This window comes from Bradyrhizobium sp. SSBR45G, assembly GCF_030159255.1.
In the GTDB taxonomy this organism is placed as follows: Bacteria; Pseudomonadota; Alphaproteobacteria; order Rhizobiales; family Xanthobacteraceae; genus Bradyrhizobium.
This window is the reverse complement of sequence record NZ_BSCT01000004.1, coordinates 235,738-260,868: the sequence shown is the minus strand read 5'-3', so window position 1 is coordinate 260,868 and position 25,131 is coordinate 235,738. Positions and strand designations below refer to the sequence as shown.

Genomic DNA, 25,131 nt, shown 5'->3' with positions numbered 1-25,131 from the left:
AGCGACAGAGATCAGTCCGAGGAAGGGACGGCTCACGACATCGCCCTTCGCGTCACGGCTTTTTGAATTGGAGCCATTGCCGTCTCTCCCAGGACGGCAGCAGGTCGCTGTAGTGCGGGGACATCAGGTTCCCGGATTGGCCGGGTACGATCATGAAACGGGTGGCATCGAGATCGGCAAGGTCGACGACCATTCGCAGCGTCGAGCCGAAATAGCTTGGGAACCTTCCGACATCATTTGGAAACGCGATCGCGGCGTTGCTGATGGTGTCGGTGCTTCCCTCGGCTGCAGGCTCGAAGTTGGACACACCCGCAATGACGGGCACGCGCGACCACAGCGGATGGGAAAAAATGGCATGGTGGGCATCTCCCCAGCGCCAGCGGTCCGAAGGCGGACCGAGGCGCGCGACGAGTTGCGAGACAGCGAGGTCGAACGCTTTCGCAATCCGGGTGTCGCACACCTCGGCTTCGCTCGTCGTGGGATCGTCACACCAATCCGGATGCTGGGTCAGGATCAGGTAAATGACGTCCGGATGAAAGCTTCCATAACTCTGATAGAGCGGCCCAAGGCGAGGCTGCAGCAATGACCTGTTCAACTCCTTGAGCCAGGTCGAGAAGATCAGCGGCTCGATGCGATCCGCGGCCATCCGCGCGTCCCACCGCTGCAACCGATTGGAGAGGTCTTGCGACAGCGGGGTCGATAATTTTACGTCCCGGAGAAACGGCACGAGTTGCCGCGCGGCGAGCGACACCGTGTCATGCTGGATCTCACTCATGTCGTCTGCGGAGAATGTTCGGTCCCGCCCGAGCAGCTCCTTGATCCGCTCGGCACGAAACGGCGGAATCCAGTCGCGCGCGAGAAACGGGTAGTCGCTCTCCTGCAACTTGTTGTTGGCGGTCACGATCACGCCGTTCGGCGGATTGAAGCTTGCCGGCAGATCGTCGAACGGGACGATTGCGCTCCAATCATGCTTGCCGTCCCAGCCCGGCACCGGCAGCCAGCCGTCGCCCGCGGACCGGATTGGAATCCGCGCCGGCGCGATGAAACCGATATTGCCCGACGTGTCGGCGTAGACATAATTCTGTTGCGGCGCGGTGAGCTTGCGGAGCGCCTGACGGAATTCGTCCCAGTTCTGCGCACGGCTCAAGCCCTGACTCTTATACACAAGTGCGGCCCTAAAAAAAAGCCCGCTCATTAGGCGGGCTAGGGCGAATTGGGTACCTTACTTGTACAGCTCGTCCATGCCGTGAGTGATCCCGGCGGCGGTCACGAACTCCAGCAGGACCATGTGATCGCGCTTCTCGTTGGGGTCTTTGCTCAGGGCGGACTGGGTGCTCAGGTAGTGGTTGTCGGGCAGCAGCACGGGGCCGTCGCCGATGGGGGTGTTCTGCTGGTAGTGGTCGGCGAGCTGCACGCTGCCGTCCTCGATGTTGTGGCGGATCTTGAAGTTCACCTTGATGCCGTTCTTCTGCTTGTCGGCCATGATATAGACGTTGTGGCTGTTGTAGTTGTACTCCAGCTTGTGCCCCAGGATGTTGCCGTCCTCCTTGAAGTCGATGCCCTTCAGCTCGATGCGGTTCACCAGGGTGTCGCCCTCGAACTTCACCTCGGCGCGGGTCTTGTAGTTGCCGTCGTCCTTGAAGAAGATGGTGCGCTCCTGGACGTAGCCTTCGGGCATGGCGGACTTGAAGAAGTCGTGCTGCTTCATGTGGTCGGGGTAGCGGCTGAAGCACTGCACGCCGTAGGTGAAGGTGGTCACGAGGGTGGGCCAGGGCACGGGCAGCTTGCCGGTGGTGCAGATGAACTTCAGGGTCAGCTTGCCGTAGGTGGCATCGCCCTCGCCCTCGCCGGACACGCTGAACTTGTGGCCGTTTACGTCGCCGTCCAGCTCGACCAGGATGGGCACCACCCCGGTGAACAGCTCCTCGCCCTTGCTCACCATAGTTAATTTCTCCTCTTTAATGAATTCACGGGTGAGGCTGAAATAGGACAGGAATTTTGCGGGGGCAAGGGCTTCTAGCAGAAAAATAAGCACTCGGAAGGCCCGGCTGCCAGAATCTCTTTCCCATCGTTAACCGTCCGCCGGACCGTATTAGCACGGAGCCGTCTCTGCTGTTAACGCATTGAATTTCAACAGCTTGTTAAACTTTTGGGCTTGAGATGGATTATCAGTTTGCGGCCGCCACCGCGGTGGAGCTCCAGCTTTTGTTCCCTTTAGTGAGGGTTAATTGCGCGCTTGGCGTAATCATGGTCATAGCTGTTTCCGGCCGCGGCCTAGGCGGCCGAAGCTTGTCGACGAATTCCCGGGGATCCGGTGATTGATTGAGCAAGCTTTATGCTTGTAAACCGTTTTGTGAAAAAATTTTTAAAATAAAAAAGGGGACCTCTAGGGTCCCCAATTAATTAGTAATATAATCTATTAAAGGTCATTCAAAAGGTCATCCACCGGATCAATTCCCCTGCTCGCGCAGGCTGGGTGCCAAGCTCTCGGGTAACATCAAGGCCCGATCCTTGGAGCCCTTGCCCTCCCGCACGATGATCGTGCCGTGATCGAAATCCAGATCCTTGACCCGCAGTTGCAAACCCTCACTGATCCGCATGCCCGTTCCATACAGAAGCTGGGCGAACAAACGATGCTCGCCTTCCAGAAAACCGAGGATGCGAACCACTTCATCCGGGGTCAGCACCACCGGCAAGCGCCGCGACGGCCGAGGTCTTCCGATCTCCTGAAGCCAGGGCAGATCCGTGCACAGCACCTTGCCGTAGAAGAACAGCAAGGCCGCCAATGCCTGACGATGCGTGGAGACCGAAACCTTGCGCTCGTTCGCCAGCCAGGACAGAAATGCCTCGACTTCGCTGCTGCCCAAGGTTGCCGGGTGACGCACACCGTGGAAACGGATGAAGGCACGAACCCAGTGGACATAAGCCTGTTCGGTTCGTAAGCTGTAATGCAAGTAGCGTATGCGCTCACGCAACTGGTCCAGAACCTTGACCGAACGCAGCGGTGGTAACGGCGCAGTGGCGGTTTTCATGGCTTGTTATGACTGTTTTTTTGGGGTACAGTCTATGCCTCGGGCATCCAAGCAGCAAGCGCGTTACGCCGTGGGTCGATGTTTGATGTTATGGAGCAGCAACGATGTTACGCAGCAGGGCAGTCGCCCTAAAACAAAGTTAAACATCATGAGGGAAGCGGTGATCGCCGAAGTATCGACTCAACTATCAGAGGTAGTTGGCGTCATCGAGCGCCATCTCGAACCGACGTTGCTGGCCGTACATTTGTACGGCTCCGCAGTGGATGGCGGCCTGAAGCCACACAGTGATATTGATTTGCTGGTTACGGTGACCGTAAGGCTTGATGAAACAACGCGGCGAGCTTTGATCAACGACCTTTTGGAAACTTCGGCTTCCCCTGGAGAGAGCGAGATTCTCCGCGCTGTAGAAGTCACCATTGTTGTGCACGACGACATCATTCCGTGGCGTTATCCAGCTAAGCGCGAACTGCAATTTGGAGAATGGCAGCGCAATGACATTCTTGCAGGTATCTTCGAGCCAGCCACGATCGACATTGATCTGGCTATCTTGCTGACAAAAGCAAGAGAACATAGCGTTGCCTTGGTAGGTCCAGCGGCGGAGGAACTCTTTGATCCGGTTCCTGAACAGGATCTATTTGAGGCGCTAAATGAAACCTTAACGCTATGGAACTCGCCGCCCGACTGGGCTGGCGATGAGCGAAATGTAGTGCTTACGTTGTCCCGCATTTGGTACAGCGCAGTAACCGGCAAAATCGCGCCGAAGGATGTCGCTGCCGACTGGGCAATGGAGCGCCTGCCGGCCCAGTATCAGCCCGTCATACTTGAAGCTAGACAGGCTTATCTTGGACAAGAAGAAGATCGCTTGGCCTCGCGCGCAGATCAGTTGGAAGAATTTGTCCACTACGTGAAAGGCGAGATCACCAAGGTAGTCGGCAAATAATGTCTAACAATTCGTTCAAGCCGACGCCGCTTCGCGGCGCGGCTTAACTCAAGCGTTAGATGCACTAAGCACATAATTGCTCACAGCCAAACTATCAGGTCAAGTCTGCTTTTATTATTTTTAAGCGTGCATAATAAGCCCTACACAAATTGGGAGATATATCATGAAAGGCTGGCTTTTTCTTGTTATCGCAATAGTTGGCGAAGTAATCGCAACATCCGCATTAAAATCTAGCGAGGGCTTTACTAAGCTGATCCGGTGGATGACCTTTTGAATGACCTTTAATAGATTATATTACTAATTAATTGGGGACCCTAGAGGTCCCCTTTTTTATTTTAAAAATTTTTTCACAAAACGGTTTACAAGCATAAAGCTTGCTCAATCAATCACCGGATCCCCGGGAATTCGGCCTAGGCGGCCAGATCTGATCAAGAGACAGGCTCAAGCCCCAGGCGGCTTCGGGGGAAGTGTCTTCGCTGCGGAGCCAGGTCGCCTGCAGCGAGAGGACGTGATCGGCGGCGGGAACCTGCTTTGCAAACTCGGCCAGGTCCGAGATCACCGGACCATGCCTGGTGCTGCGGACGGTCATCGCGACCGGCGCTTCGCCTTTGACCGCGATGATCTCCTCACGGCGCTCGAACGGCTCCGACCCATCGGGCGTCAAATAGGCCTTCGGGTTGGCGGCATCGACCTTCTCTATAAAGAGGTCTGCGACGTCGCTCCGGGTCGCCGTGATCCCCCACGCGATGTGTCGGTTGTGTCCGATCAGGATGAACGGAGTTCCGGGCGCGCTTGCTCCGGTCAAGGTTTCCGTCGGGGTCTTCACACGCGCCAGATACCAGGCACTCGGGATCCCGAATTTCAAATGAGGATCGTTCGCGAGCAGCGGCTTTCCCGACGCGGTTCGGTCCCCTGACAGAACCCAGTTGTTGGACGCCTCGAACGCACCGACACGGTCCGGCAGTCTGGCATAGATCTGCTCGAGGGGAATGTGGTCGAGCTCGGCCCGCATCCGCTCCAGCACGACCGGCGCCGTTCGCGGGTAGGCCGGAAACAGGACATCGAGATCGGCCGGCGGCAGCTTACGCAGCAGCTGCGCGTGCAACAGCTCGTCCCTGAAGTTTCCGGTCAGTTCGAGATCGATCAGCTTGGCCCAGAGCAGACAGTCTTCAGGACGCCAGGGCTCAAAGCCGACGTTGAGCGCGTAGTATTCCAGCGAGAGGGCCCGAGGGCCCGACGTGGCATAGGCATTCACCCCGTCCGCGTAGCTTCGCAGCATTGCCTGCACAGGCGCCGAGAGCCGGCGATATTGCTTTTCGACCAAGCCGCCCAGTCCAAGCGTCCGCATGAAGCGGTCGCTGCCCAGACTGGGACGACCGAACCACTCGGACAGCCGCCCTGCTCCGTACCGTCTCGCCAGATCCATCTGGAACAGGCGATCCTGCGCATGAACGTAGCCGAGGCCAAATGCGCCGTCATCGGCGGTCGGCGCCTCGATCGTCGGCAATCCCGCATCATCGCGAGTGACGAGGATCGACGTGTTCGCCCCGGGCCTCACCAGCGTCAGGGTTGGTTGCGGCCGGCCGCCATGCAACCAAAGCAGAAAGCTTCCAATGGCAGCCACACATATAAAGAGAGCAAGCGCGACGCCAAAGAGAACCCTGCGCAGCACCATCTTGCGGAAGCCCATCTCACGAACCGGCATCAGGCACATCCTGCATGCGCGAGGTGTCACCTCCGCTCGCCCACGAAAAATCATCGCAGAGGTATGCTAATGATCTTGTGCACGTTTGAAATCAACAATAACCTCAAGTTGAGTTGATCGACCGACGTGTTTCCAACAAGGAGATCCAAAAATGGACAGTGACGACGCGCAATCCGACCGTCTGTACTACGTCGTCGTCAACTCCGAGGAGCAGTACTCGATCTGGCGAGCCGATCGCGATCCCCCCAAAGGCTGGTCGATCGTCGGCGAGAAAGCCGCCAAGCCACAATGCCTCGACTACATCAACAGCGTGTGGACCGATATGCGCCCTCTCAGCCTCCGTCAGCAGATGGCTGCCGCGAAGCATTGAGGCTCAACCACATCCACTCACTTGGCCCCGATGGACGGTCACAGGCGTTGATGCGGCGTCGACAGCGGACTGGACTGCGCCGGCGACACCGCAGATCATGGGCCTTTGCCGACTGGCCGCGGGACATCCCACCCGCGCGCGTTCTACGTTTCAAACAGCGGACAAGGCTGAGCCATCTCGCGACGGTTTCCGCCCGAGTTGTGCTCTCAAGTGGACCTCTCCTCTCGACGAAGAGGCGCAGGGAAGACCGGGTATCGACTGATACCCGCGGTCCGCGTGCAACAAATAAGCACGCGGCAGAACCACAGGTTCAGCCCAATATCCGGCCTTCCCTGCGCGACGGTTTTGCGGGTTATAGGCGCTCTCCCCGGGGATCGGCTGTCTTGCCCCCGTCACCAGCGGATCATCATCCCCACCGGCTTGGTCTCAGCGTCGGGAGACCAGGACCACACCACTTCGCCGTCGCCTCGCTCCGTTCGTCGGCACGGGCTGTGACACCCGGCTGCAGAGCAACGCGCCCGTCGCATCCCCGACTCGACGCTTCATGACGATCGCGAAACGCCCCTCCGGCGGGCCAGGACGAGCGGAAATGTGCGCGTGATTTGCCCGACGAGGCTGGGCAAGAAACCGAATTAGGGGGGTGAGAGGGCTCGGCGCGGTGCAATTTCGGGCCATGGCTGCATCATGGTCCAGAATCGGATCAGGGCAAGCGAAACCGCCTCCCATGCGCCCCTCGCTTCGCCGGAAGTGGCATGTAGAGCTGCAAGAGCCCATTCGGCGATGCGGGCGAGGAAGTCGTCGAAGCCGAGAATGTTGAGGGCGCGGGTGAGATTGTAGCAGAGCGCCATGAGGCTCCATTCCCCGCGAACCTTGTCGAAGCCACGGACAAGGAAGTGCTGATAGCCGGCGCGGCACTTGAGCGTGCCGAACGGGTGCTCGACGATGGCCGAGCGGCGGCGCATCAATTGGCCGGCCTGTTCGCTCGCCATCCTCTGGCGGTGACGATCCAGCACCTCTTCGTGCTCCCATCGAGAGACGCGGCGGCTTTTTTCCTTCGCAGAGAGACAAGACGCCTTGAGGGGGCAGATGCCGCAAGTCGCCAAGGAGGCCAGGTAGCGGCGTTCCATCCTGCCGCTCGTATTCTTCCAGAGCTTCTTTGTTGGATGCAGCGCTTGGCCTGCGGGACACTGGTAGGTGTCGGTCGCGGAATTGTAGGTGAAGTCACCTCGCGTGAAGCGACCGTGCTTCTTGCCATTGCCGTGATGCAGCGGGACATAGGCGGTGACGCCGTCATCCTCGCAAGCCTTGATATCCTCGCTGTTGTAATAGCCGACATCTGCCAGTATCTGCAGCGCCTCGACCCGGAGGACCTCCTTGGCCGCCTTAGCCATCATATGAAGGTGTCCTGTATCGCTGCGATTGACGACCTCGCTGGCGATGATCAGCTTATATTTGTCGTCGACGACGCTCTGGACATTGTAGCCTGCGATCGTCTGGTCGCCCTTGCTCAGCAGTCGCGCATCGGAATCGGTCTTCGACACCTGTCCCTTGTCGCCCTTGTCCAGGTTCTCCAGATCGGACTGTGCGCGTTCACGCCTGGCCATCAGCTCCTTGATCTTGTCCCCGACATCGCCGCCATCCTTGCCGTCGTCGGGCTGCTTGGCTTCCGCCGCGTCGTTGGTGTCGAGAGACTTGCCGTACGCCTCGATCTCCTCATCGAGCTTGGCGATCTGTTTGGCGAGCTTCCCGCGCGTGAAGATGCTGTCCTTGCTGGCATTGCCGTGGAACAGCGCGCCGTCGACCGCGACCAGGGTCCCGCCGATCAACCCGATCTCCTGCAGCAACAGGGCGAAGCTACGGTTCGCCGCCTTCAAGGCAGCCCAGTTCTCCTTGCGGAAGTTCGCTATCGTCCGATAGCCGGGCCTCAGGTTCTTCAACAGCCAGATCAGCTCCAGATTGCGGCAAGCTTCCCGTTCCAGCCTTCGTGACGATCTGATCTGGTTCAGATAGCCATAGAGATAGAGCTTCAACAGATCCGCCGGATCATACGGCGGCTGCCCGGCTCCCGATCCGCGGCGCTTTGCGTGGCGGAAGCCGTGCTTGGCTAGATCGAGGGCGGAAACGTAGCTGTCAATTGCCCGAACCGGATTGTCCGGCCCGACATAATCCTCGATCCGAGGCGGCAGAAGGCTCTCTTGATCGCGGCTCTCGCCGATCTTGAACGGACGATTCGTCATGATGCCGAATCGTACAGGCAATCTTGAGTTCTTGCCCAGCCTCGTCGTGGCAAGGGATTAGCTTGCGGCAAACTGGCACGACGGGCAGTTGGCGCATGCGGGGCATGCAAGGGTTGCCCGTCGGGCAGGTCATCAGCCACACCACGAACGTATCCGTGAGTGGCCCAACCTCTCTCCCCATCGTCACGGCCATCCACGTCATCGTCATCACGAAAGATGTGGATGCCGGGGATTTCGCCGCAGACCTCGCGCTGCGCACGGGCCGCCGAGGGGCGGTCTCGATAGCGAGCGAAGCTCCTAGTTTTATGCAGCTTCACCGTACTTCTCGAGAGATTCCGGGTCGGTCTCGGCGGATGCGGGTGATTGGCTCAAGGCGGTCGCGACAGATATGAACAGCGGCTCCGGAAGGGGTATGAATATGACGTAGCATGGCTACGACTGAGTCGCAGCTCACGCTCTGAAGGGAGGAATTGGAATGCTCACTCAACAGCCACACTCGGGAAATCCACCCGAATCGGAAGCAAGCACCTATTGAGGGCAGACACGGCGTTGAGATATCCTGCTCTCGTCGATGAGCGCCGCAGCTTAGCAACTCGCTCCTCGGGTGGGGTCTAGCTTAGATGCATAGGAAAATGTCCGCCGAGCGAATCTTCAACATCTTTCTCTATTTCGATGATGGCGTTGCCAGCAATTATGGCGTGCGCCATCACCGCGTCGACGGCGACGATGCGATGAAAATGCGATTCTTACGGGCCTGCATCGACGCCGATCACCCCGTTGCTAGACGTTTTCCTCTTCTTCGACCATTCACGCCCGCGGAATGGCTCGCGGCACAGCGCCATGGGAACATCTTCGGCTACTTCGAGAAGGCATTCGAACTATTCCGAGCGCCCGCTGAGCCCGTTTTTTGCATTACCGCCATCGTCGATGGGGAGCCAAAAGTTGATCTTCAGACCGGAGTCGGCCCATTCCGGGGTGATCAGGTGACTGCAGAGAAAGGCCGCGGCGCGATGCCTGACTATTTGGTACGCTACACTGATGGAAGTCACTTCCGTTTCACCGATTTGATTAATGACGACTATTTCCTCGGTATTCGCACGTTGTTCAACGCGCACCTCCATGTCTCCTGCGCCAAATTACTGATGTCGTGCGTCGATACACTCGCTTTTGTGGAATATGGGGATGTCCCGAGCAACTTCACACGTTGGCTGGACGCTTATGTCGACCTCTCGTCCCAGGGAATTAGCTCGGACGAGTTGTGGGAGTTTCGTAATTCCGTACTCCACATGACGAATCTGGCCTCGAGAAAGGTCGTGGCAGGGAAGATATCGCCGATCATGCCCTATGTTGGAGGACCTAAGATGCTGCCCGCGATCGGATCAGATACGGCCAAGCCCTTCAACCTCTACGGTCTCATTGTCACGATTAGTACCGGCATCGGCAAATGGGCAGAGTCTTACAACACCGACCGGGACAAGTTCCTTAAGTTCATCGAACGATATGACACCACGATCTCAGATAGCCGGATGGCGTGGTTCCCGTACGAAGGCGAGGTCGACGAGCAAACGAGCCGAGCATGATTAGGCGGATTAGCTCTACGGTGAGTAGAGCGAATCGACACCGATCCATTCCGCTGATGGATTTCGTTACGCTCTATCCATCCTAAGCACATCAGAAATCTGCCAACTCAAGAGGGTCATCTGCTGTGGCAAGAATAATGGTTACTCAAATTGCCAACAGTCAGGGGCTTGCAAGGGCGGTGCTCTTCACTGGCCTGTCTCATCCTATGCTGCTTCATCCAATCCTCCACGGCGAACCGGTGCTAACCGCGCAAGCCTTCTATTACCTAGATGAGCTTGAGGCCGTGGCAACGATACGTTTCGAAAGTGGAATGGATGAATTAGACGAAGGAGATCTGGAGTATCTTATTGACAACTATCTGTTCGAGTTCAGCAAACTTAATCCGGAATCAAAAATCACAACTAAAGTCGAGCAGGCTAGATTTTGGAACGACGACCCGAGCGGATTCTATAGAGATACCGACCTGCGGCACACTCAATCGTTGACCGTCGACTCGCTAAACGATCCAGATGTCCACTCAATTGCCGCTGAAGATCCAGATGATCGAACGGACCTTCAGGATTGGGATATTGGAAAAAACTACGCGGATGACTGCCTTCGCGCGTACCTTGATGCTCTGACAGCGGCTTTGGAAAAGAAGGTTGTGGTCACAATCTCTCCCAGCAACAGCAGGCCCGGCTACCGTGGCAAGTTGCGCGTGCTGAAAGCCGACGATGGACTGATCGACTTTTGGCAAGCGTCTGCCTTAGCGAACATTTCGATTAGACAGATCGATCCATCTACGAAGCGGATCCCTTTACCAGCTTCGTCATGTCGATGTACCCGGAACGATCTCTCACTGGAACAAATCACCGGAGCCAAACAGCACTCTCCCTTACTGCTGTCACACTACTTCTCCGGTTTAAAGGAAAGCAATCCACTCAAGGCATTTGTCGGATTTTACAATGTACTTGAGTACTATTTCGACGACGCAGGATCATTGCTTGGGCGTGCACCGGCGCAAAGTGAACGGTTACAGCTTGAGCATGTAGTGGACTTCGTAACCACGAGCTCGGATGTAACGAATTTGATCGCCAGCCTTTCGCCGACTGCACAACAACGGCTTTTCGCAGACATCCTAACTGCGTCAGGAGTCGCCATCCGAGGATTGGACGTTAGAACTGACGTGCTCGCTGACCTGTCGCGCTGGCTCTACGACATTCGCTGCGCAATAGTCCACTCAAAGAAAACGAGGCGCGGACGCCCTACCCCCTCGTTCGAACCCTACTCCCGGAGCTCGAATGCCCTGCGCGTAGTGATTCCCGTAATTCAGTGGCTTGCAGTTCAGTGTATTGAAAAAGATCATTGGCTTGTGAACTCTAATCCAACGAGGGTGTGAGCCCTCCCTACTCCCACTCGATGATCTTAGGCAGGGCTAAAACATTGATCCGAGATGCTTTTTTCGGCATGCGTCGTCCAGACGCCGATGGCGAGACCGGCGATTTTCTTTGGTCTTGATTCCACAAGAATATTTTTCAGGGTCATGCCGAGCTTCTCTTCGTCAACTATCGGCTGCCTTTGCCGGGACAGCAACAAGTCGTTTGTTAGTTCCATACAGAACAGCGTATCACACTTGGGCCCGCCGACGCCTGGCGCTGCTCATGCCATCCCAAGAGATTCTTCGATCTTCTCCAGCGCAAGGCTCAGCCTTGGCGCAACGAAATCCAGAAAGGCGCGGCGCTTGAGCGGTTGGACCGGCTGCGGCTGGTGCACGAGATTGACCGGCGTCGGACGATCGTCTTGACGGTGCAGGATGGGCACCAGCCGGCCATCAGCGATCGCAGGCGCGACCTGGTAGGACATCAGGCGCGCGACACCGAGGCCGGCGGCCGCCGCCTCCACCACCGCGTCGGCCGTGTTGACCGAAAATCGCGGCTTGATCGGCACCGTGCGTTCGCCGGCGCCGCTGCCGAACGTCCAGTTCCGGTAGGGCTGCAAACCCTCGAAGGCGATGCAATCATGATCGCGCAGAGCCTCGAGGTCGGCGGGTTCGCCGCGGCGGGCTAGGTAGTCCGGGCTGGCGCTGAGGATCCAGCGCACATGCCCGACCTGTCGGCTGATCAGTTGGCTGTCGGGCATGCGGCCGATGCGGACCGCGACATCGACATGCGCGTCGACGAGATCGATGACGTGGTCCGACAGGATCAGCCGCACGCTGACCGGCGGATAGGCCGCAAGGAACGCATGGACGAGCGGCGCGACATGAAGCTTGCCGAACATGATCGGCGCCGTCACCAGCAGTTCGCCGCGCGGTTCGCGATACTCGCCGCTGGCCGCGCGCTCCGCTTCGGCCAGATCGTCGAGCAGGCGCCGCGCCACAGCCGCGAAGGCTTCGCCGGCCTCGGTCAGGACCAGCTTGCGGCTGGTCCGCACCAGCAGCCGCGAGCCGAGATGCGCTTCCAGATCGGAAATCCAGCGGCTGACCGTCGGCAGGGGCACGGCGAGCGCGCGGGATGCCGCCGACAGGCTGCCGCCGTCCACCGCCGCCACCAGCGTCCGCATCGCTTCGAAGCGGTCCATCATTCTTCCAAATACTGAAATATCGGCTCTCGAAAATAACGCCTACTGCTCAAAAATGGAAGAACGTAGATGGGGGTCATCAGCCAACAGGGCTGCCACGAAAGGACCCTCCAATGACCCGTATCCCCACCCCCGCCACCATCGCCGACGCGCCCGAAGCCTCGCGTTCTCTGCTTGAAGGCGTCGCCAAGCAGCTCGGCAGCACGCCGAATATGTTCCGCGCCATCGCGCTCAGCCCGCAGGCGCTGGCAGGCTATCTCGCTTTGTCCGGCGCGCTCGGCAAGGGTACGCTGCCCGCCGCCACGCGTGAGCGGATCGCCTTGGCGGTGGCCGAAATCAACGGCTGCAGCTACTGCCTCTCGGCCCACACCTATCTCGGCCGCAACCTCGCCGGGCTGGATGACGCGGAGATCACCGCAAACCGCAATGGAGCGTCCAACGATCCCAAGGCCGACGCCGCCGTTCGCTTCGCCGCCGCGGTCGCCACCAATCGTGGACATATCACCGACGCCGATTTCGCCGCCGTGAAGCTTGCCGGCTACACCGACGGCCAGGTCATCGAAATCGTGCAGCACGTCGCTCTGAACAGCTGGACCAACTTCTTCAACGAAGTGTTCAAGACCGAGATCGACTTCCCGGTCGTCGAAGCCAGCAAGGCCGCCTGACCCCAAGAGCACCCCCAAGCGCGTGAGGACAGGACCGGCTCTCCTCACGCGCCGGTGCCCCTTCACCCCTTCATCGGAGCTTTCCCCGTGACCCTCTACAAGTTCGCCACCGTCAATGATCGCCAAGTGTTCTATCGCGAAGCCGGCGATCCGGCACATCCGACCATCATCCTGCTGCACGGCTTTCCCACCAGCAGCTTCATGTTCCGAGACCTGATCCCGCTGCTGGCGGATCGGTTCCACGTGATCGCTCCCGATTACATCGGCTTCGGCCAGTCGGATGCGCCATCGGTTGCCGAGTTCGACTACAGCTTCGAGACTCTGACCGCACACGTGGCGGGGCTGATCGAGCAGCTCGGACTGAGCTCCACCATCCTCTACATGCACGACTATGGCGGCCCTGTCGGCTTCCGGCTGTTCACGCGCAACCCGAAGGCCGTCGCCGGCTTCGTCATCCAGAACACCAATGCCTATATGGCAGGCGTCGGCGAGATGCCGGCGCAGCTCTTCCTGCCGTTATGGGAGAAGCGCGACGCAGCCAGCGAGGCCGCCGCGCGCGGGCTCCTTGCCGCCGAAACAACGAAGTACCAATATCAGGTCGGCGCCCGCAATGTCGAAGCCATCAGTCCCGACAACTGGACGTACGATCAGGCGCTGCTCGATCGCCCCGGCCATGGTGCGGCACATCTGAACCTGCTCGAGGACTACAAGACCAATGTCGCGCTCTACGACAGCTGGCACCAGGCCTTCCGCACCCATCGCCCGAAGACGTTGATCGTCTGGGGCAGGAACGATCCGTTCTTCATCCCCGCCGGCGCCGAGGCCTACCTCGCCGACCTGCCCGACGCCCGCCTCGTCTGGCTCGATGCCGGCCACTTCGTCCTCGACGAGAACGCCGCCACGGTCGCAGCCGAAATCAAGGCGAGCTTCGGCGGCTGAGATCATCCCCGCCAGCTGTGTGCGAATTCCTGCGATCCGAACTCCCGGCCCCCCGCTCCTGCCTGAACAACAGCAGGATGTGAAGCGGGGGGTCTCGTCGATGCATGGCTTTGGACAGCAAGTCCGGTCACTCCTTCAGCCACGACACAAGCGCGGCGGCCATGCCGAGCGCCAGCGCTATTCCGGCGACGCAGGCAGTCCAGCCGTGCCGGTCGAACAGTTGGCCGAGCAGCGCGCTGCCAGCGAGCCCACCGAAGAAATAGCAGGCGAGATAGCTGCCGCTGGCGATGCCTCGATTCTCGCTCGCAGTTCGCCCGACGAAGCCGGTGACGGCTGCCTGCGCGAAGAAGGTTCCCACCGCGACCAGCACCATGCCGCCCAGCACGAGAGCAAGGTGCGCAGTGAGTAACAGCGGCAGGCCCGACGCGGCCAATGCCAGAGCCGCCCACAGCGTTGCGCGGGTGCCGAGCCGGATTGCGACCGGCCCCGCCAGCAGCGTCGTGACCACAGAGGGCGCGAACACGAAGTAGACGACGCCGAGCGTCATCATTCCAAGCGAGAGCGGCGGCTGCACCAGGACGAAATTGACGAAGGTGAACGTGCCGATGAACGCGAACAGAATACAGAAGCCGATGCCGAAGGATGCGCGCAGACGCGGCTTGCGCCAGTGTGCCGCCAGGGCCTTCCATGGACTGTCGCCGGGTCCGCCCGCGATGTTCGGCGCAGCGCCGCGGATCGTGACGTACACCAGCACGGCACCGGCCAGGTTGAGCGCAGCGAACAGCAGGAAGTTCCAGGCCAGTCCGAGACCATCGACGACCGCTGTAGCGATCAGGCGCCCGACGAGATTGCTCGCGACGTTGCCGGTGATATAGGCCGCAAAGGCGCTACCCGCATCGGCCGCGCTGCATTGCTCGCCGAGATGAGCCAGCGTCAACGCGAACGCCGAGGCCATGCACAGGCCCTGAAGGATGCGCAGCGCCGTGAAGGTCATCAGGCCGGGAGCCACCGCCAGCAGGCTGGTCGGCACGGCAAGCAGAACGAGACTCAGCAGAATGCCGACGCGGCGATTGATCCGCGGGCTGAAGATGCCGACGACGAGACTTGCGATGGCCATGCCGATCGTGCAGGCGTTGACGGCAAAGCCCATCGCAGCAGGCGTCACGCCATAATGGCGGGTCAGCGCTGGCAGGATCGCCTGGGTCGCGAACAGATCGACAACGGTGAGGAACGCGGTCAGCCCGATGACCAGCGAGCGGCGTATGGCGCTCGGACCATGGCTGACCGTCGCCATTGCAGCTGGCATCATCGGTGCCGCGGACGTGTCCGTCATCATGGGAGACGCTCCTGCCAAGCCACGGGAAGATGTGACGCCCCGCGCGGGGGCGGTGGCGGGGACGTCACATCGGGCAACGAGGTCGTTGGACGAGAGGAGCTCGTTGCATCCCGGTCGTCACATGTTGTGATCGTGCGGATCGCGGCGGACGTCGCCCACATAGAGGATGACGGTCTCCTTGCCGAGGTTCTTCCACCAGTGTGAGGTGCCATGGACTTCGGGGCGGATGTCGCCGGCCTTGTGCACGATCGGGTCGACGCAATTGGAGGCGTATTCGACGATCTCGCCCTGCTGCACGAAGATGAGTGCCGGCCGGTCGTCATGGCTGTGCCACGGCACGATGCCGCCGGGCTCGATGGTCAGCTTGCGGAAACGCAACTCGCGGTCCTTAATGTTGGCCGGCTGCTTCTCGAGATCGATCGAACCCAGCGTGACGTCGGTCACGCCGACCGGCTTGTAGTCGACCATGGAACGCGCATTCGGCTTCATCTTGTCGGCCGGACATTCGCCGGCCAACGTGGGCTGCGCGATCAGGACGGCCGCGCCGAAGACGGCGAGGCCGAGCGACAATGCGCGCGAAAGGGGGGCGAGCTGGAACATCAGGAATCTCCTCTGTTGATGGGGCATGGAAGGCAGTGAGGGCATTGTCATCGCGGGCTGCGGCTTTCTGAAATGCCGAGTGTCTTTCGAGACCATAGCGCGGAGCTATTCCGCGTCCGAGCGGCGGCGCGAGGGGATATTCCTTCCGACACGATTGGCTGCGGCTATCGAACTGATTGGGGATGGGCATTTCCCATTTGCCGAAGTCGATTGCTAGCGTCGATTGCCCCACATTGCGCGTCGTCGCCCTTTCAGGAACCGCGCAGACGCCCTATTCTGCAGCCCTTGTCGGAGCCGACCATGACCACTCTCTCCTCCGCCGATGCCGAACGGCTCAAGCTCGCGTTTCAGCGCTGCCGTGAGATGGATGGCCCTCTGAACGAACAGCTGCGCGCCTATGCCGACGCAGGCCGGGAGATCTTCCCGGCCTATGCCACGGCCGTGGACCGGCTGGTCGAGCGGCTCGGGGAAAATGGAGGCGGCGTCAATGCGCCGCGCCCAGGCGAAGCGATGCCGCATTTCATCCTGCCCGACGAGCGTGGGCGTCTCGTTGCGCTCTCGTCGCTGCTGGCGCAGGGCCCGGTGGCGGTGATGTTCTTTCGCGGCCATTGGTGTCCGTATTGCCGGCTCAACGTCCGCGCCGTGATCGAGGCCCAGCCGCGGATCGCAGCCATGGGCGCACAGCTGGTCGCCATCATGCCGGAGACACAGGAGTACACGGCCAGGTTCAAGGCCGATTGCGGCGCGAGCTTTCCGGTGCTGACCGATCTCGACAACGGCTATGCGCTGTCGCTGAACCTCGCGATCTGGCTCGGCCACGAGATCCAGCAGCTGCTGTCCCACCAGGACCTCGCGAGGTTTCACGGCAATGACGGCTGGATGCTCCCGATTCCCGCCGTGTTCGTGGTCGGCCGCGACGGCGTGGTGGCGTCGCGCTTCGTCGATCCGGACTTCCGCCGGCGCATGGATGTCGAGGACCTGGTCGCGGCGCTGAGCCGGGCGAACTGAGCGCTCGTCTCAGCCCGCAATGCTGCGCCAGTCGGCGCCGCGAAGCATCCGCATGACGGCCGAGGCCACGGCCGTGCGCTGGCGGCCGGCGACGCCGTAGAGATTCACGGTCCGCCGTGCATCGAGACCGGCGATCGCGGTGCGCTTCAGCGTATCGGGGACCAGCGAGGTGTGGGGCATCATCGCAACACCGATGTCGGCCTGGACGAGCTCGATGAGATCGCGCTCCGAGCTGATCTCATGACTGCGGTCGATGTCGAGGCCGTGCTCGCGCAGACTGTCGGAAATCCGGTTGCGGTGCTCGCAATAGGTCCGGCTCAAGAGCTGCTCGGCCCGCAGATCATCGATCTCGACCGGGTTGCGGCCGGCGAGAGGATGATCCGTCCGCACGACGAGTTCGAAATGCTCGGTGAACAGCGGCCAGACATCGAGCCGATCCCAGCTCTCGTCGATCTCGGCGGCAACACCGAGTTCGGCCTCGCCCTTCTTCAGATAGTTCGCGACCTCGCGGCTATCGCCGCGCAGAAAGCGAAACTCCAGCCGGTTGAACTGCCGCTTGATCTGTTCGAGGTGCGGGATCAGCAACGCGAGGTCGATCGAATGCGTGAGCGCGATCCGCAAGGCGCCGACCTCACCACTCTTGAACGAGGACGCCAGCGAGCGGGCTCCGAGCGCGGCGTCGTAGCACTGTTGCAGGAGCGGGTGCATGCGCTGACCGAGCTCGGTCAGCTGGGCGGACGGCCGTTCACGCCGAAACAGATCGCCGCCGAGTTCTGCCTCGAGCTGCTTGATCGCGCGCGTCAGCGACGGCTGCGTGACATTGCATTCCTCCGCGGCCCTCGTGAAGTTGAGCAGCCGTGCGACGGCGAGGAAATAGCGGACCTGGTGCATCTCCATCGATCGCCTCCCTGCTCCTGTGTCTCGTGAATGGATAGCAAAAACCGAGTTGAAGGACATCCGAGCTGCAATAGCGCCGGCCTATGGTTTCGGAAGCCATGCAGCATTTCCATCTCACCCGCCGGCCCCTCAGACTGTGAGCGACATCGGACACCCCACGGCGTCCGCTCGCCAAGACATCTTACGAGGGATCAGCCATGAACGTTACTGCGCAGATGCCGTCTCCGGTTACCACCAGCCTCCTCGCAGGCAAGGTGGCGCTGGTGACCGGATCGACCAGCGGCATCGGGCTCGGCATCGCACGCGCTCTCGCTGAGGCCGGCGCCGACATCGTGCTGAACGGCTTCGGCGATGCAAAAGACATCGAAATGACCCGGGAGCAGATCGCGACCAGATGCGGCGTCAGGGCGAACTACTCCCCGGCCGACATGACGAGCCCGGACTCCATCGCCGAGATGATCGAAACGACCATCGCTCGATCCGGCCGGCTCGACATCCTCGTCAACAATGCCGGCATCCAGCATGTCGCGCCGCTCGAACAATTCCCGCCACAGAAGTGGGACCAGATCCTCGCGATCAACCTGTCGTCGGCCTTTCACACCACGCGCCTGGCGCTGCCGGCGATGCGCCAGAACGGCTTCGGCCGGATCATCAACGTCGCCTCTGCTCATGGGCTGGTCGCCTCGCCGTTCAAGGCCGCCTATGTCGCGGCAAAGCATGGAATCGTCGGCCTGACCAAAGTGACGGCGCTCGAAGCAGCCGAGGCTGGCATCACCTGCAATGCGATCTGCCCCGGCTACGTCTCCACGCCGCTGGTCGAGGCGCAGATCGACGGACAGGCCAAGGCCCACGGCATCTCGCGCGACCAGGTGATCCGCGACGTGCTGCTGGCCCAGCAGCCGAACAAGCGCTTTGCGACGGTCGATGAACTCGGCGCCCTGGCCGTGTTCCTGTCGAGCGCCGCCGCGGCCTCGATCACCGGAGTAGCGTTGCCGGTCGACGGCGGCTGGACCGCCCATTGAGACGTCGATGGCCTCAGAACCTGACTTGGACATGGCGAGGGAGCTGCACATGAAAGCCGTACACGCTGCAAACGCCGTCAACGAGGAGCCGAGACAGACCGTGCTGGTTTTGCAAGGCGGCGGCGCGCTCGGCTCCTACCAGGCCGGCGTCTACCAGGCGCTGCATGAAGCAGGCATCCAGCCGGACTGGATCATCGGCACCTCGATCGGCGCCATCAATGCCAGCCTGATCGCCGGCAATGCGCCGGACAAACGGCTGTCGCGGCTGCGCGAATTCTGGAAGCGGATGGAGCAGACTCCCGTCTGGACTCTGCGCAGCGCCTTTCCGGGATTCAACGAACGCCTGTCCTATTGGTCGACGATCACCAGCGGCATTCCAGGCTTCTTTCGTCCCAACCCGCTCGCCCATGCCGGTTATTCCTACCCGCTCGGGGCCGACAATGCGGGCTTCTATTCAACCAGCCCGCTGGAACGGACACTGAATGATCTGGTCGATTTCGGCCTGATCAACCGCTGTGCGCCTCGCCTGACCGTCGGTGCGGCGCATGTACGGACCAGCCAGATGCGCTATTTCGACAGCCGCGACGGCGAGCTGACGGTGAAGCATGTCATGGCCTCCGGCGCCCTGCCCCCGGCCTTTCCCGCCATCCGCATCGACGGCGAGCTCTACTGGGACGGCGGCATTCTTTCGAACACGCCGACCGAAGCCGTGTTCGACGACAATCCGCGCAGGAACTCGCTGATCTTCGCCGTCCATCTCTGGAATCCGGTGGGAGCCGAGCCGACGACGATGGCCGAGGTGCTGAACCGTCACAAGGACGTGCAATACTCCAGCCGCATCGTGAGCCAGATTGCGCGCCAGCAACAAGCGCACCGACTCCGCCATGTCATCAGCCAGCTGGCGGCGCGCCTGCCGGAGCACGAGCGCAACGACCCGGCCGTCCGGGAGCTTATCAGCTACGGCTGTTCGACGACGATGCATGTCGTGCGCCTTCTCGCGCCGCAGCTCGACCACGAGACCCATACCAAGGACATCGACTTCAGTCCCTCCGGCATCATTCAGCGCTGGGACGCCGGCTACGCCCATACCCAATCCGTGCTGCAGCGGAAGCCGTGGATCGGCGAGTTCGACGCGCTCTCGGGCGTGGTCCTGCACGAGCACATGGCCGAGTTGCCGATCGCGGCGGAGTGAAGACGCCGCCGCGAGCTACACGAACAGGGAGACGAGCGGTGTCCGGTCGGACGCGGCTTCGATGCGCACATGAATTCTTGGACGAACGTCGATCAGCTCCGGCTTCGCCAAGCACACATCAAGTGATCAAGCGAGATCCGTCCACCGCCATGCGCCATCAGCGCAAGCGCCATCGCCGCCCAGGTGATGTGGAGCGGCCAGCCATCGGGCACAGTGAGCTCGACGATTGCGGTCATGAACAGCAGGCCGAGTGCCGCGAACCGCGTTCCCAGACCGAGCACCAGCAGCACCGGAAACATGATCTCGCCGCAGCCGGACATGAAGGCCATCACGTTCGGAGCCGGGAAATGATAGGGACCGCCAGGCAGATGCAGCATGAACTCGTCGGTGAACAAGGTCACGGCGGTGTCGCTCAGCTTCAGGAAGCCGTCCCATTTCAGAATCCCCGATCGCCAGAACGGCACCGCCAGCGCGACCCGCAGCACGAGCTGTGCCACCGAAGGCGGCGCGATCATCTGCACGAGCTGCTTCGCTCGATCGGCGAGCGCGCCGAGTGATGGAAGGTTTGAACTGGCTGCAAACCGTTGCTCTGTAGTCATCATGGATGTCCCGACGTGACGGATGTGAAGGCGCCGGCCTCAATCAGGCCTGCGATGTTGGCGGCGAGGTCGAACCGCGGATCGGCCGCGAAGGCATGCGCAGCGGCCTCGCCGAGCGGCCGGCCGGCGATCAGGCCGGCGACGAAAATCGCCCCGCCGAGCGGCAGCCGCCGGACCTCGACGTCAAATTCTGGCCGGACCACGAGAGCGTCCTCGGCGGTCGAGGCATCGATGCGTCCTGTGTGCTCAGTGGTCCGATTGGCGGCAAAGATCGTCACCGCGGCGAAGGTTGAGCGGACGAGCCGCGTGGAGGGATGCGGAATGAAAATGGCCTCGGCGAGCCGATCCGGCGGGATCATCGACAGCGCTGCCGGCGACAGCGGCGCGGCGTCGGCGGCGTGATAGGCGTCCAGCCAGGCGCGCTCGATCCGCGCGACGTCGGCGAGCCACGGCAGCTCCGCCGCATGCGGATAGATCTCGATGAAGCTTGGAAAGTCGCGACCATATGCGAACAGCAGCGGTGATGTCGGCGGGGTCTGCCGCAGATGACTGCGCGCCATCTCGCGAAAGAACGCCTCGCCCGTGATCCGCTGCACCGCCGGATAGATCGCGGCCAGCGCATTGAGCAGGCTCACGGTGACGTTGTTGCGGTACACGTCATAGCGTCGGCCCGCAGGCCTGCCGCCAGGCCCGGTGACGCCGGCGGGCGCCGCCGCACCCGGCACGAGCAGGCCCGCGGCAAACGCCCCTGCGTAGTCGAACGATGCGTCAGGCTGCATGGCGCGTGCCCTCGGCCGCTCGATCGAGAATGCGCTGCGCCGCGGCCGCCTCGGCCTTGAGCACCTGCCATTCCGGGATGTTGCTGTCCCACTCGACCAGGGTCGGCAGCGGTCCGCTCCGGGCGATGACGAGCTCGAACAGCTTCCAGACGGCGTCGGCCACCGGTCCGTCATGGCTGTCGATCAGCAGCACATCGCCATCGTCGTCGCGCTGCTCGGCATGGCCGGCGAGGTGGATCTCGCCGACCATCGCGAGCGGAAAATCATTCAAATAGTCCAGTGCCGCGAAGCCGTGATTGGTCGCGGACACGAAGACGTTGTTGACGTCGAGCAGCAGGCCGCAGCCGGTGCGTTGCGAAACGCTGCGAAGGAAATCGGTTTCGCTGATCGTGGAGTCAGCGAAGGTGACGTAGGTGGCGGGATTTTCCAGCAGGATCGGTCGCCGGATAGCCTCCTGGACCTCGTCGACATGGTCGCAGACCCGCGCCAGCGTTGCCGCGGTGTAGGGCAGCGGCAGCAGATCGTTGAAGAAGCTGGTGGCATGCGTCGACCACGCCAGATGTTCGGAGACGAGCGTCGGCTGGTAACGCGCGACGAGCGCGCGAAACCGGGCCAGATGATCGCGGTCGACGGGCGAAGGCCCGCCGATCGACATGCAGACACCATGCAGCGACAGCGCATGATCGCGGCGGAGACGTTCCAGCGCATGATGCGGCGGGCCGCCGGCGCCCATGTAGTTCTCGGCGTGGACCTCGAAGAAGCCGCGCTGCGGCGGCTCTCCGAGAATGGCGGGGAGATGCTCATGCTTGAAGCAGGTCCCTGCCACACCCCCGAGCGGCGGAGGGCAGCACAGGGGCATGGGGATAGATTCCCGCAACGCGACCGCATGTGTCATGCTGTTCTTCCCTGCCCCTGTTCGTCGCCAGCTCAGATCGGCTTCAGCGATCCGCGCTTGCCGTTGGGCAGCTCGATATTGGCGCAGGTGCCGCCGGCGACGAACTTCCAGGCGTTGCCCTGGTAGTCGGTCGTGGACGTGCCCTGGCAGGTCGTGCCCGGGCCCGCGGCACAGTCGTTCTGGCCCTTCAAGGCGACGCCGAAACATTTCTCCTTTTTCGCGGCGACGGCGGCATCGACCTCGGCCTTCGTCAGCGGCCCGGCGGCGGCGAGCGAGGCGAGTGCGGTCGAGACGGCGCCCGCCAGCGCGAGCGAGGTGATGGTGGTCTTGGTGGACATTCAAGTCTCCTCTCGGTTTGCTTCGCCCGGACCGGCGAATTGCACTGTCTCCTTCGGAGCGATCGGGACCGTCGTTAGCAACGGCCCGATCACAGATCCGTGAGACATTCGACATGCGCCCGCGTCGTGCTGCGCCGGGATGAATTAGTCCGGAGCCGATGGCCGCGCGCCAATGCCTTGTGTCTATGGCGACGTGAGCGAATGCGCATTGGCCCGCTCGGCGCATGGCGTGCAAAGACCTGACGTAACGAGCGAAGCCGTCGAGACGTAAGGCGATCAAGGCATGTCGGCCGGGCATGGAGGATGGACGATGGCTCCGCACACGTCGCATCGGAAAGCTCGGTCCACCGCCTACGGAGTTACCGTCAGCATTCGCGTGGTGGTCTCGGCGATGGTGCTGGCCGCCATCCTGCTCACCGCGGTCGCCTGCAGCCTGGTGTGGTGGCGGACGGCCGACGCGACCAGCCGCCAGCTGGCGTCGACCATCAACGACCAGATCGTCGCCGCCGTCCGCAAGGAGGTCGCATCGATCGTCGACCAAGCGCACGCGGCGCACACCGCGATCCGCACCCTGTTTCTGCAGAACGTGCTCGAGACCCGCGAGGCCGACAAGCGCGAGTTCGTCTTTCTGTCCCAGCTGCAGTCGCATCCGACCATTTCCTGGGCAGCGTTCGGCTGGCCCGATGGCGCGTTCTTCGCGGCTCACAAGCTCGGGGATCGCCGGCTGGAGATGATGGAAATCTCGCTGACCGATCATGCGGGCGAGCGCCGCATCGACGAATACGACGTCGTCCCCGGCGACATCGAATTCTCCAGCCGACGATTCGTGCCAACCGATTTCCGCGTCACGGACCAGGCCTGGTTCAAGGCCGCGATCGCGGCCGACGGTCCGGCCTGGTTCAAGATCACGGAGCATCCGACCGGCGAGCGTGCGGCGATCGCGTTCGCCGGGCCGATCGACGTGTACCAGGAACGGCAGGGCGTGCTGGCGATCATCATCGAGTATACGCGGCTGTCGCGCTTCCTTTCTCAGCTGGAGGTCGGCCGCACCGGGGCCGCCTTCATCTTCGACGGCAGCGGTGCGCTGGTGGCGTCGCCCGACGCGAAGGCTGACGAGATCAACCCCGCGCAGGCTGAGCAGCCGGCGCTGCTGCCTCTGGCGCGTCAGGCGGTTGGCATGGCCATCGCGCAGAAGATGGACGAGGCCTGGCGCAGCCGTCTCGTCGATGCGGCCGAGGCCTATGAGACCACGGTGACGCCGCTGCCGTTCCCGGGCTGGCGGCTGGTGACGGTGCTTCCGGAAGCCGAGTTTCTCGGACCCGTCCAGGCCACCCTGCACCGGCTGATCCTCATGCTGGTGGCGGGCGCCGCGCTCGCGGCCATCGCCTCGGCGATCCTGGTGCGCTCCATGATCGCCGTCCCGCTCGCGCGCGTCGTCGGCGAATTGCGCCACGTCGAGGCGTTCGCGCTCGAAGCGGTGCGCCGCCATCCGTCGCGGCTGCGCGAGATCGGCAGCCTGTCGGGCGCCATCGCCGAAATGGCGTCGGGCCTCTCGGCGTTCCGCAAGTTCATCCCGACCGATCTGGTGCGCGGACTGCTGCGGCAGGGCGTCGAGGCGAAGCCCGGCGGAACGCTGCAGGAGCTCACCGTGATGTTCATCGACATCGCCGGATTCACCGGAATGTCGGAGCGCATGGGCGACGGCATCGTCGGGCTGCTGTCGCGCTATCTCGACCTGGTCTCCGAAGTCGTCGTCGCGCATGGCGGCACGATCGACAAGTTCATCGGCGACGCCGTGATGGCCTTCTGGGGCGCGCCACAGCCGCAGTCCGATCACGCCCTGCGATGCTGTCTCGCGGCGCTCGCCTGCCAGCGTGCCATCGCCGAGGCCGGTCTCGTCGACGATCTCGGACAGCAGTTGCGGATCCGGATCGGCATCAACACCGGCCGCATGCTGGTCGGCAATATCGGCTCCGAGCTGCGGCTGAACTACACCGTGATCGGCGACGCCGTGAATGTCGCCAGCCGGCTGGAAGGCGCCAACAAGGCCTACGGCACGACGGCGCTGATGGGAGAGGCCACCGCGAACAGCGTCGGCCGATCGATCATCGTCCGCGAGGTCGACCGCATCGGCGTCTACGGCCGCGAGCAGGGATTGGCGGCTTATGAGCTGGTCGCGCCCGCGGCAGATGCACCGGCCGGCCAGCGTCCGAACTGGATCATCACCTATGAGCGCGCTCTGGCGCGCTATCGCGTTCGCGACTTCGCCGGCGCCGCGGCCGGATTTGCGCAGGTGCTGATGGACCGTCCCCACGACGGCCCCGCGACCGTGATGCTGGAGCGCAGCAGGCGCATGCTCGCCGATGCCGACGACACCGCGTGGCAGCCCGTCGCGGCCTTGACCGAGAAGTGACGCCGGCTCGAATCGATCTTGGCT

At 61.9% G+C, this 25,131-nt stretch carries 22 protein-coding genes and 2 pseudogenes; 11 read left to right on the top strand and 13 right to left on the bottom strand.

Annotation, left to right across the window (positions count from 1 at the left end):
* Positions 1–52: 52 nt before the first annotated feature.
* From QQL87_RS07780 to intI1, 3 genes and pseudogenes are all read right to left on the bottom strand, one after another.
* Positions 53–1,147 carry a penicillin acylase family protein gene (locus QQL87_RS07780; RefSeq protein WP_284424105.1) on the bottom strand — a complete coding sequence of 365 codons (1,095 nt, stop codon included), beginning with the start codon at positions 1,145–1,147 and terminating at the stop codon, positions 53–55.
* A 75-nt stretch (positions 1,148–1,222) separates the two neighbouring features.
* Positions 1,223–1,942, bottom strand: a complete 720-nt coding sequence (locus tag QQL87_RS07775; protein WP_284424104.1) for a hypothetical protein — start codon at positions 1,940–1,942, stop codon at positions 1,223–1,225.
* A 517-nt stretch (positions 1,943–2,459) separates the two neighbouring features.
* A pseudogene (gene intI1 / locus QQL87_RS07770) lies at positions 2,460–3,032 on the bottom strand (class 1 integron integrase IntI1); the annotation flags it as partial.
* A 148-nt stretch (positions 3,033–3,180) separates the two neighbouring features.
* Here intI1 and aadA1 point away from each other — a divergent pair.
* Both aadA1 and QQL87_RS07760 read left to right on the top strand, forming a co-directional pair.
* Positions 3,181–3,972, top strand: a complete 792-nt coding sequence (gene aadA1 / locus QQL87_RS07765) for an ANT(3'')-Ia family aminoglycoside nucleotidyltransferase AadA1 (RefSeq protein ID WP_001206316.1) — start codon at positions 3,181–3,183, stop codon at positions 3,970–3,972.
* A 163-nt stretch (positions 3,973–4,135) separates the two neighbouring features.
* A pseudogene (locus tag QQL87_RS07760) lies at positions 4,136–4,228 on the top strand (SMR family transporter); the annotation flags it as partial.
* A gap of 126 nt (positions 4,229–4,354) precedes the next feature.
* Here QQL87_RS07760 and QQL87_RS07755 read toward each other — a convergent pair.
* Positions 4,355–5,677 (bottom strand): penicillin acylase family protein, encoded by a 1,323-nt coding sequence (locus tag QQL87_RS07755; protein ID WP_284424103.1) that lies wholly within the window; start codon positions 5,675–5,677, stop codon positions 4,355–4,357.
* Positions 5,678–5,828: 151 nt separating this feature from the next.
* On the opposite strand from QQL87_RS07755, the gene QQL87_RS07750 reads away from it, so the two are divergent.
* Positions 5,829–6,047, top strand: coding sequence for an MbtH family protein (locus tag QQL87_RS07750; RefSeq protein WP_284417801.1), 219 nt, complete (start codon positions 5,829–5,831; stop codon positions 6,045–6,047).
* A 632-nt stretch (positions 6,048–6,679) separates the two neighbouring features.
* Here QQL87_RS07750 and QQL87_RS07745 read toward each other — a convergent pair.
* Complete coding sequence (locus tag QQL87_RS07745; protein ID WP_284417800.1) at positions 6,680–8,284, bottom strand: IS1182 family transposase; 1,605 nt, start codon at positions 8,282–8,284, stop codon at positions 6,680–6,682.
* A gap of 632 nt (positions 8,285–8,916) precedes the next feature.
* Here QQL87_RS07745 and QQL87_RS07740 point away from each other — a divergent pair.
* Positions 8,917–9,864 carry a hypothetical protein gene (locus QQL87_RS07740; protein ID WP_284417799.1) on the top strand — a complete coding sequence of 316 codons (948 nt, stop codon included), beginning with the start codon at positions 8,917–8,919 and terminating at the stop codon, positions 9,862–9,864.
* A 137-nt stretch (positions 9,865–10,001) separates the two neighbouring features.
* The gene (locus QQL87_RS07735; protein WP_284417798.1) at positions 10,002–11,243 is read left to right on the top strand and encodes a hypothetical protein; all 1,242 of its coding nucleotides are present in this window, start codon (positions 10,002–10,004) and stop codon (positions 11,241–11,243) included.
* Between the two features lie 260 nt (positions 11,244–11,503).
* Here the strand turns inward: QQL87_RS07735 and QQL87_RS07730 are convergent, their stop codons facing one another.
* Entirely contained in the window at positions 11,504–12,424 is a 921-nt protein-coding gene (locus tag QQL87_RS07730) for a LysR family transcriptional regulator (RefSeq protein WP_284417797.1), read from the bottom strand.
* Positions 12,425–12,537: 113 nt separating this feature from the next.
* Here QQL87_RS07730 and QQL87_RS07725 point away from each other — a divergent pair, with 113 nt between their 5' ends.
* Positions 12,538–13,089 carry a carboxymuconolactone decarboxylase family protein gene (locus QQL87_RS07725; RefSeq protein WP_284417795.1) on the top strand — a complete coding sequence of 184 codons (552 nt, stop codon included), beginning with the start codon at positions 12,538–12,540 and terminating at the stop codon, positions 13,087–13,089.
* Between the two features lie 87 nt (positions 13,090–13,176).
* Entirely contained in the window at positions 13,177–14,028 is an 852-nt protein-coding gene (locus QQL87_RS07720) for an alpha/beta fold hydrolase (RefSeq protein WP_284417794.1), read from the top strand.
* Between the two features lie 127 nt (positions 14,029–14,155).
* Here the strand turns inward: QQL87_RS07720 and QQL87_RS07715 are convergent, their stop codons facing one another.
* Entirely contained in the window at positions 14,156–15,361 is a 1,206-nt protein-coding gene (locus QQL87_RS07715; RefSeq protein WP_284417884.1) for an MFS transporter, read from the bottom strand.
* A 120-nt stretch (positions 15,362–15,481) separates the two neighbouring features.
* Complete coding sequence (locus QQL87_RS07710; RefSeq protein WP_284417793.1) at positions 15,482–15,964, bottom strand: cupin domain-containing protein; 483 nt, start codon at positions 15,962–15,964, stop codon at positions 15,482–15,484.
* 300 nt (positions 15,965–16,264) lie between these two features.
* Here QQL87_RS07710 and QQL87_RS07705 point away from each other — a divergent pair, with 300 nt between their 5' ends.
* Positions 16,265–16,972 carry a peroxiredoxin-like family protein gene (locus tag QQL87_RS07705; protein ID WP_284417792.1) on the top strand — a complete coding sequence of 236 codons (708 nt, stop codon included), beginning with the start codon at positions 16,265–16,267 and terminating at the stop codon, positions 16,970–16,972.
* 9 nt (positions 16,973–16,981) lie between these two features.
* Here QQL87_RS07705 and QQL87_RS07700 read toward each other — a convergent pair whose 3' ends face one another.
* Complete coding sequence (locus tag QQL87_RS07700) at positions 16,982–17,869, bottom strand: LysR family transcriptional regulator (RefSeq protein ID WP_284417791.1); 888 nt, start codon at positions 17,867–17,869, stop codon at positions 16,982–16,984.
* Between the two features lie 197 nt (positions 17,870–18,066).
* Between QQL87_RS07700 and QQL87_RS07695 the strand changes: the two genes are divergently transcribed.
* Positions 18,067–18,891, top strand: coding sequence for a 3-hydroxybutyrate dehydrogenase (locus tag QQL87_RS07695; RefSeq protein ID WP_284417790.1), 825 nt, complete (start codon positions 18,067–18,069; stop codon positions 18,889–18,891).
* Positions 18,892–18,940: 49 nt separating this feature from the next.
* The gene (locus tag QQL87_RS07690; RefSeq protein ID WP_284417789.1) at positions 18,941–20,083 is read left to right on the top strand and encodes a patatin-like phospholipase family protein; all 1,143 of its coding nucleotides are present in this window, start codon (positions 18,941–18,943) and stop codon (positions 20,081–20,083) included.
* Positions 20,084–20,175: 92 nt separating this feature from the next.
* Here QQL87_RS07690 and QQL87_RS07685 read toward each other — a convergent pair whose 3' ends face one another.
* From QQL87_RS07685 to QQL87_RS07670, 4 genes are read right to left on the bottom strand one after another with little or no spacing between them, the layout of a single operon-like run.
* Positions 20,176–20,682 (bottom strand): DoxX family protein, encoded by a 507-nt coding sequence (locus QQL87_RS07685; RefSeq protein ID WP_284417788.1) that lies wholly within the window; start codon positions 20,680–20,682, stop codon positions 20,176–20,178.
* Positions 20,682–21,461, bottom strand: a complete 780-nt coding sequence (locus tag QQL87_RS07680; RefSeq protein WP_284417787.1) for an HvfC/BufC N-terminal domain-containing protein — start codon at positions 21,459–21,461, stop codon at positions 20,682–20,684. The genes QQL87_RS07685 and QQL87_RS07680 overlap by 1 nt, the downstream gene beginning before the upstream one ends.
* Positions 21,451–22,356, bottom strand: coding sequence for an MNIO family bufferin maturase (bufB, locus tag QQL87_RS07675; RefSeq protein ID WP_284417786.1), 906 nt, complete (start codon positions 22,354–22,356; stop codon positions 21,451–21,453). The genes QQL87_RS07680 and bufB overlap by 11 nt, the downstream gene beginning before the upstream one ends.
* 32 nt (positions 22,357–22,388) lie before the next feature.
* On the bottom strand, positions 22,389–22,694 hold the full coding sequence (locus QQL87_RS07670) for a BufA1 family periplasmic bufferin-type metallophore (RefSeq protein ID WP_284417784.1): 306 nt from the start codon (positions 22,692–22,694) through the stop codon (positions 22,389–22,391).
* Between the two features lie 391 nt (positions 22,695–23,085).
* Here QQL87_RS07670 and QQL87_RS07665 point away from each other — a divergent pair, with 391 nt between their 5' ends.
* Positions 23,086–25,107: an adenylate/guanylate cyclase domain-containing protein gene (locus tag QQL87_RS07665; protein ID WP_284417883.1), complete on the top strand. Its 2,022-nt coding sequence runs from the start codon at positions 23,086–23,088 to the stop codon at positions 25,105–25,107.
* Positions 25,108–25,131: the final 24 nt, after the last annotated feature.

Excerpts from the sequence above, each read along its gene's own strand:
- QQL87_RS07775 (WP_284424104.1), bottom strand. The coding sequence starts at position 1,942 with ATGGTGAGCAAGGGCGAGGAGCTGTTCACCGGGGTGGTGCCCATCCTG.
- aadA1 (WP_001206316.1), top strand. The coding sequence starts at position 3,181 with ATGAGGGAAGCGGTGATCGCCGAAGTATCGACTCAACTATCAGAGGTA.
- QQL87_RS07755 (WP_284424103.1), bottom strand. The coding sequence starts at position 5,677 with ATGCCGGTTCGTGAGATGGGCTTCCGCAAGATGGTGCTGCGCAGGGTT.
- QQL87_RS07750 (WP_284417801.1), top strand. The coding sequence starts at position 5,829 with ATGGACAGTGACGACGCGCAATCCGACCGTCTGTACTACGTCGTCGTC.
- QQL87_RS07745 (WP_284417800.1), bottom strand. The coding sequence starts at position 8,284 with ATGACGAATCGTCCGTTCAAGATCGGCGAGAGCCGCGATCAAGAGAGC.
- QQL87_RS07740 (WP_284417799.1), top strand. The coding sequence starts at position 8,917 with ATGTCCGCCGAGCGAATCTTCAACATCTTTCTCTATTTCGATGATGGC.
- QQL87_RS07735 (WP_284417798.1), top strand. The coding sequence starts at position 10,002 with ATGGTTACTCAAATTGCCAACAGTCAGGGGCTTGCAAGGGCGGTGCTC.
- QQL87_RS07730 (WP_284417797.1), bottom strand. The coding sequence starts at position 12,424 with ATGGACCGCTTCGAAGCGATGCGGACGCTGGTGGCGGCGGTGGACGGC.
- QQL87_RS07725 (WP_284417795.1), top strand. The coding sequence starts at position 12,538 with ATGACCCGTATCCCCACCCCCGCCACCATCGCCGACGCGCCCGAAGCC.
- QQL87_RS07715 (WP_284417884.1), bottom strand. The coding sequence starts at position 15,361 with ATGACGGACACGTCCGCGGCACCGATGATGCCAGCTGCAATGGCGACG.
- QQL87_RS07710 (WP_284417793.1), bottom strand. The coding sequence starts at position 15,964 with ATGTTCCAGCTCGCCCCCCTTTCGCGCGCATTGTCGCTCGGCCTCGCC.
- QQL87_RS07705 (WP_284417792.1), top strand. The coding sequence starts at position 16,265 with ATGACCACTCTCTCCTCCGCCGATGCCGAACGGCTCAAGCTCGCGTTT.
- QQL87_RS07700 (WP_284417791.1), bottom strand. The coding sequence starts at position 17,869 with ATGGAGATGCACCAGGTCCGCTATTTCCTCGCCGTCGCACGGCTGCTC.
- QQL87_RS07695 (WP_284417790.1), top strand. The coding sequence starts at position 18,067 with ATGAACGTTACTGCGCAGATGCCGTCTCCGGTTACCACCAGCCTCCTC.
- QQL87_RS07690 (WP_284417789.1), top strand. The coding sequence starts at position 18,941 with ATGAAAGCCGTACACGCTGCAAACGCCGTCAACGAGGAGCCGAGACAG.
- QQL87_RS07685 (WP_284417788.1), bottom strand. The coding sequence starts at position 20,682 with ATGACTACAGAGCAACGGTTTGCAGCCAGTTCAAACCTTCCATCACTC.
- QQL87_RS07680 (WP_284417787.1), bottom strand. The coding sequence starts at position 21,461 with ATGCAGCCTGACGCATCGTTCGACTACGCAGGGGCGTTTGCCGCGGGC.
- bufB (WP_284417786.1), bottom strand. The coding sequence starts at position 22,356 with ATGACACATGCGGTCGCGTTGCGGGAATCTATCCCCATGCCCCTGTGC.
- QQL87_RS07670 (WP_284417784.1), bottom strand. The coding sequence starts at position 22,694 with ATGTCCACCAAGACCACCATCACCTCGCTCGCGCTGGCGGGCGCCGTC.
- QQL87_RS07665 (WP_284417883.1), top strand. The coding sequence starts at position 23,086 with ATGGTGCTGGCCGCCATCCTGCTCACCGCGGTCGCCTGCAGCCTGGTG.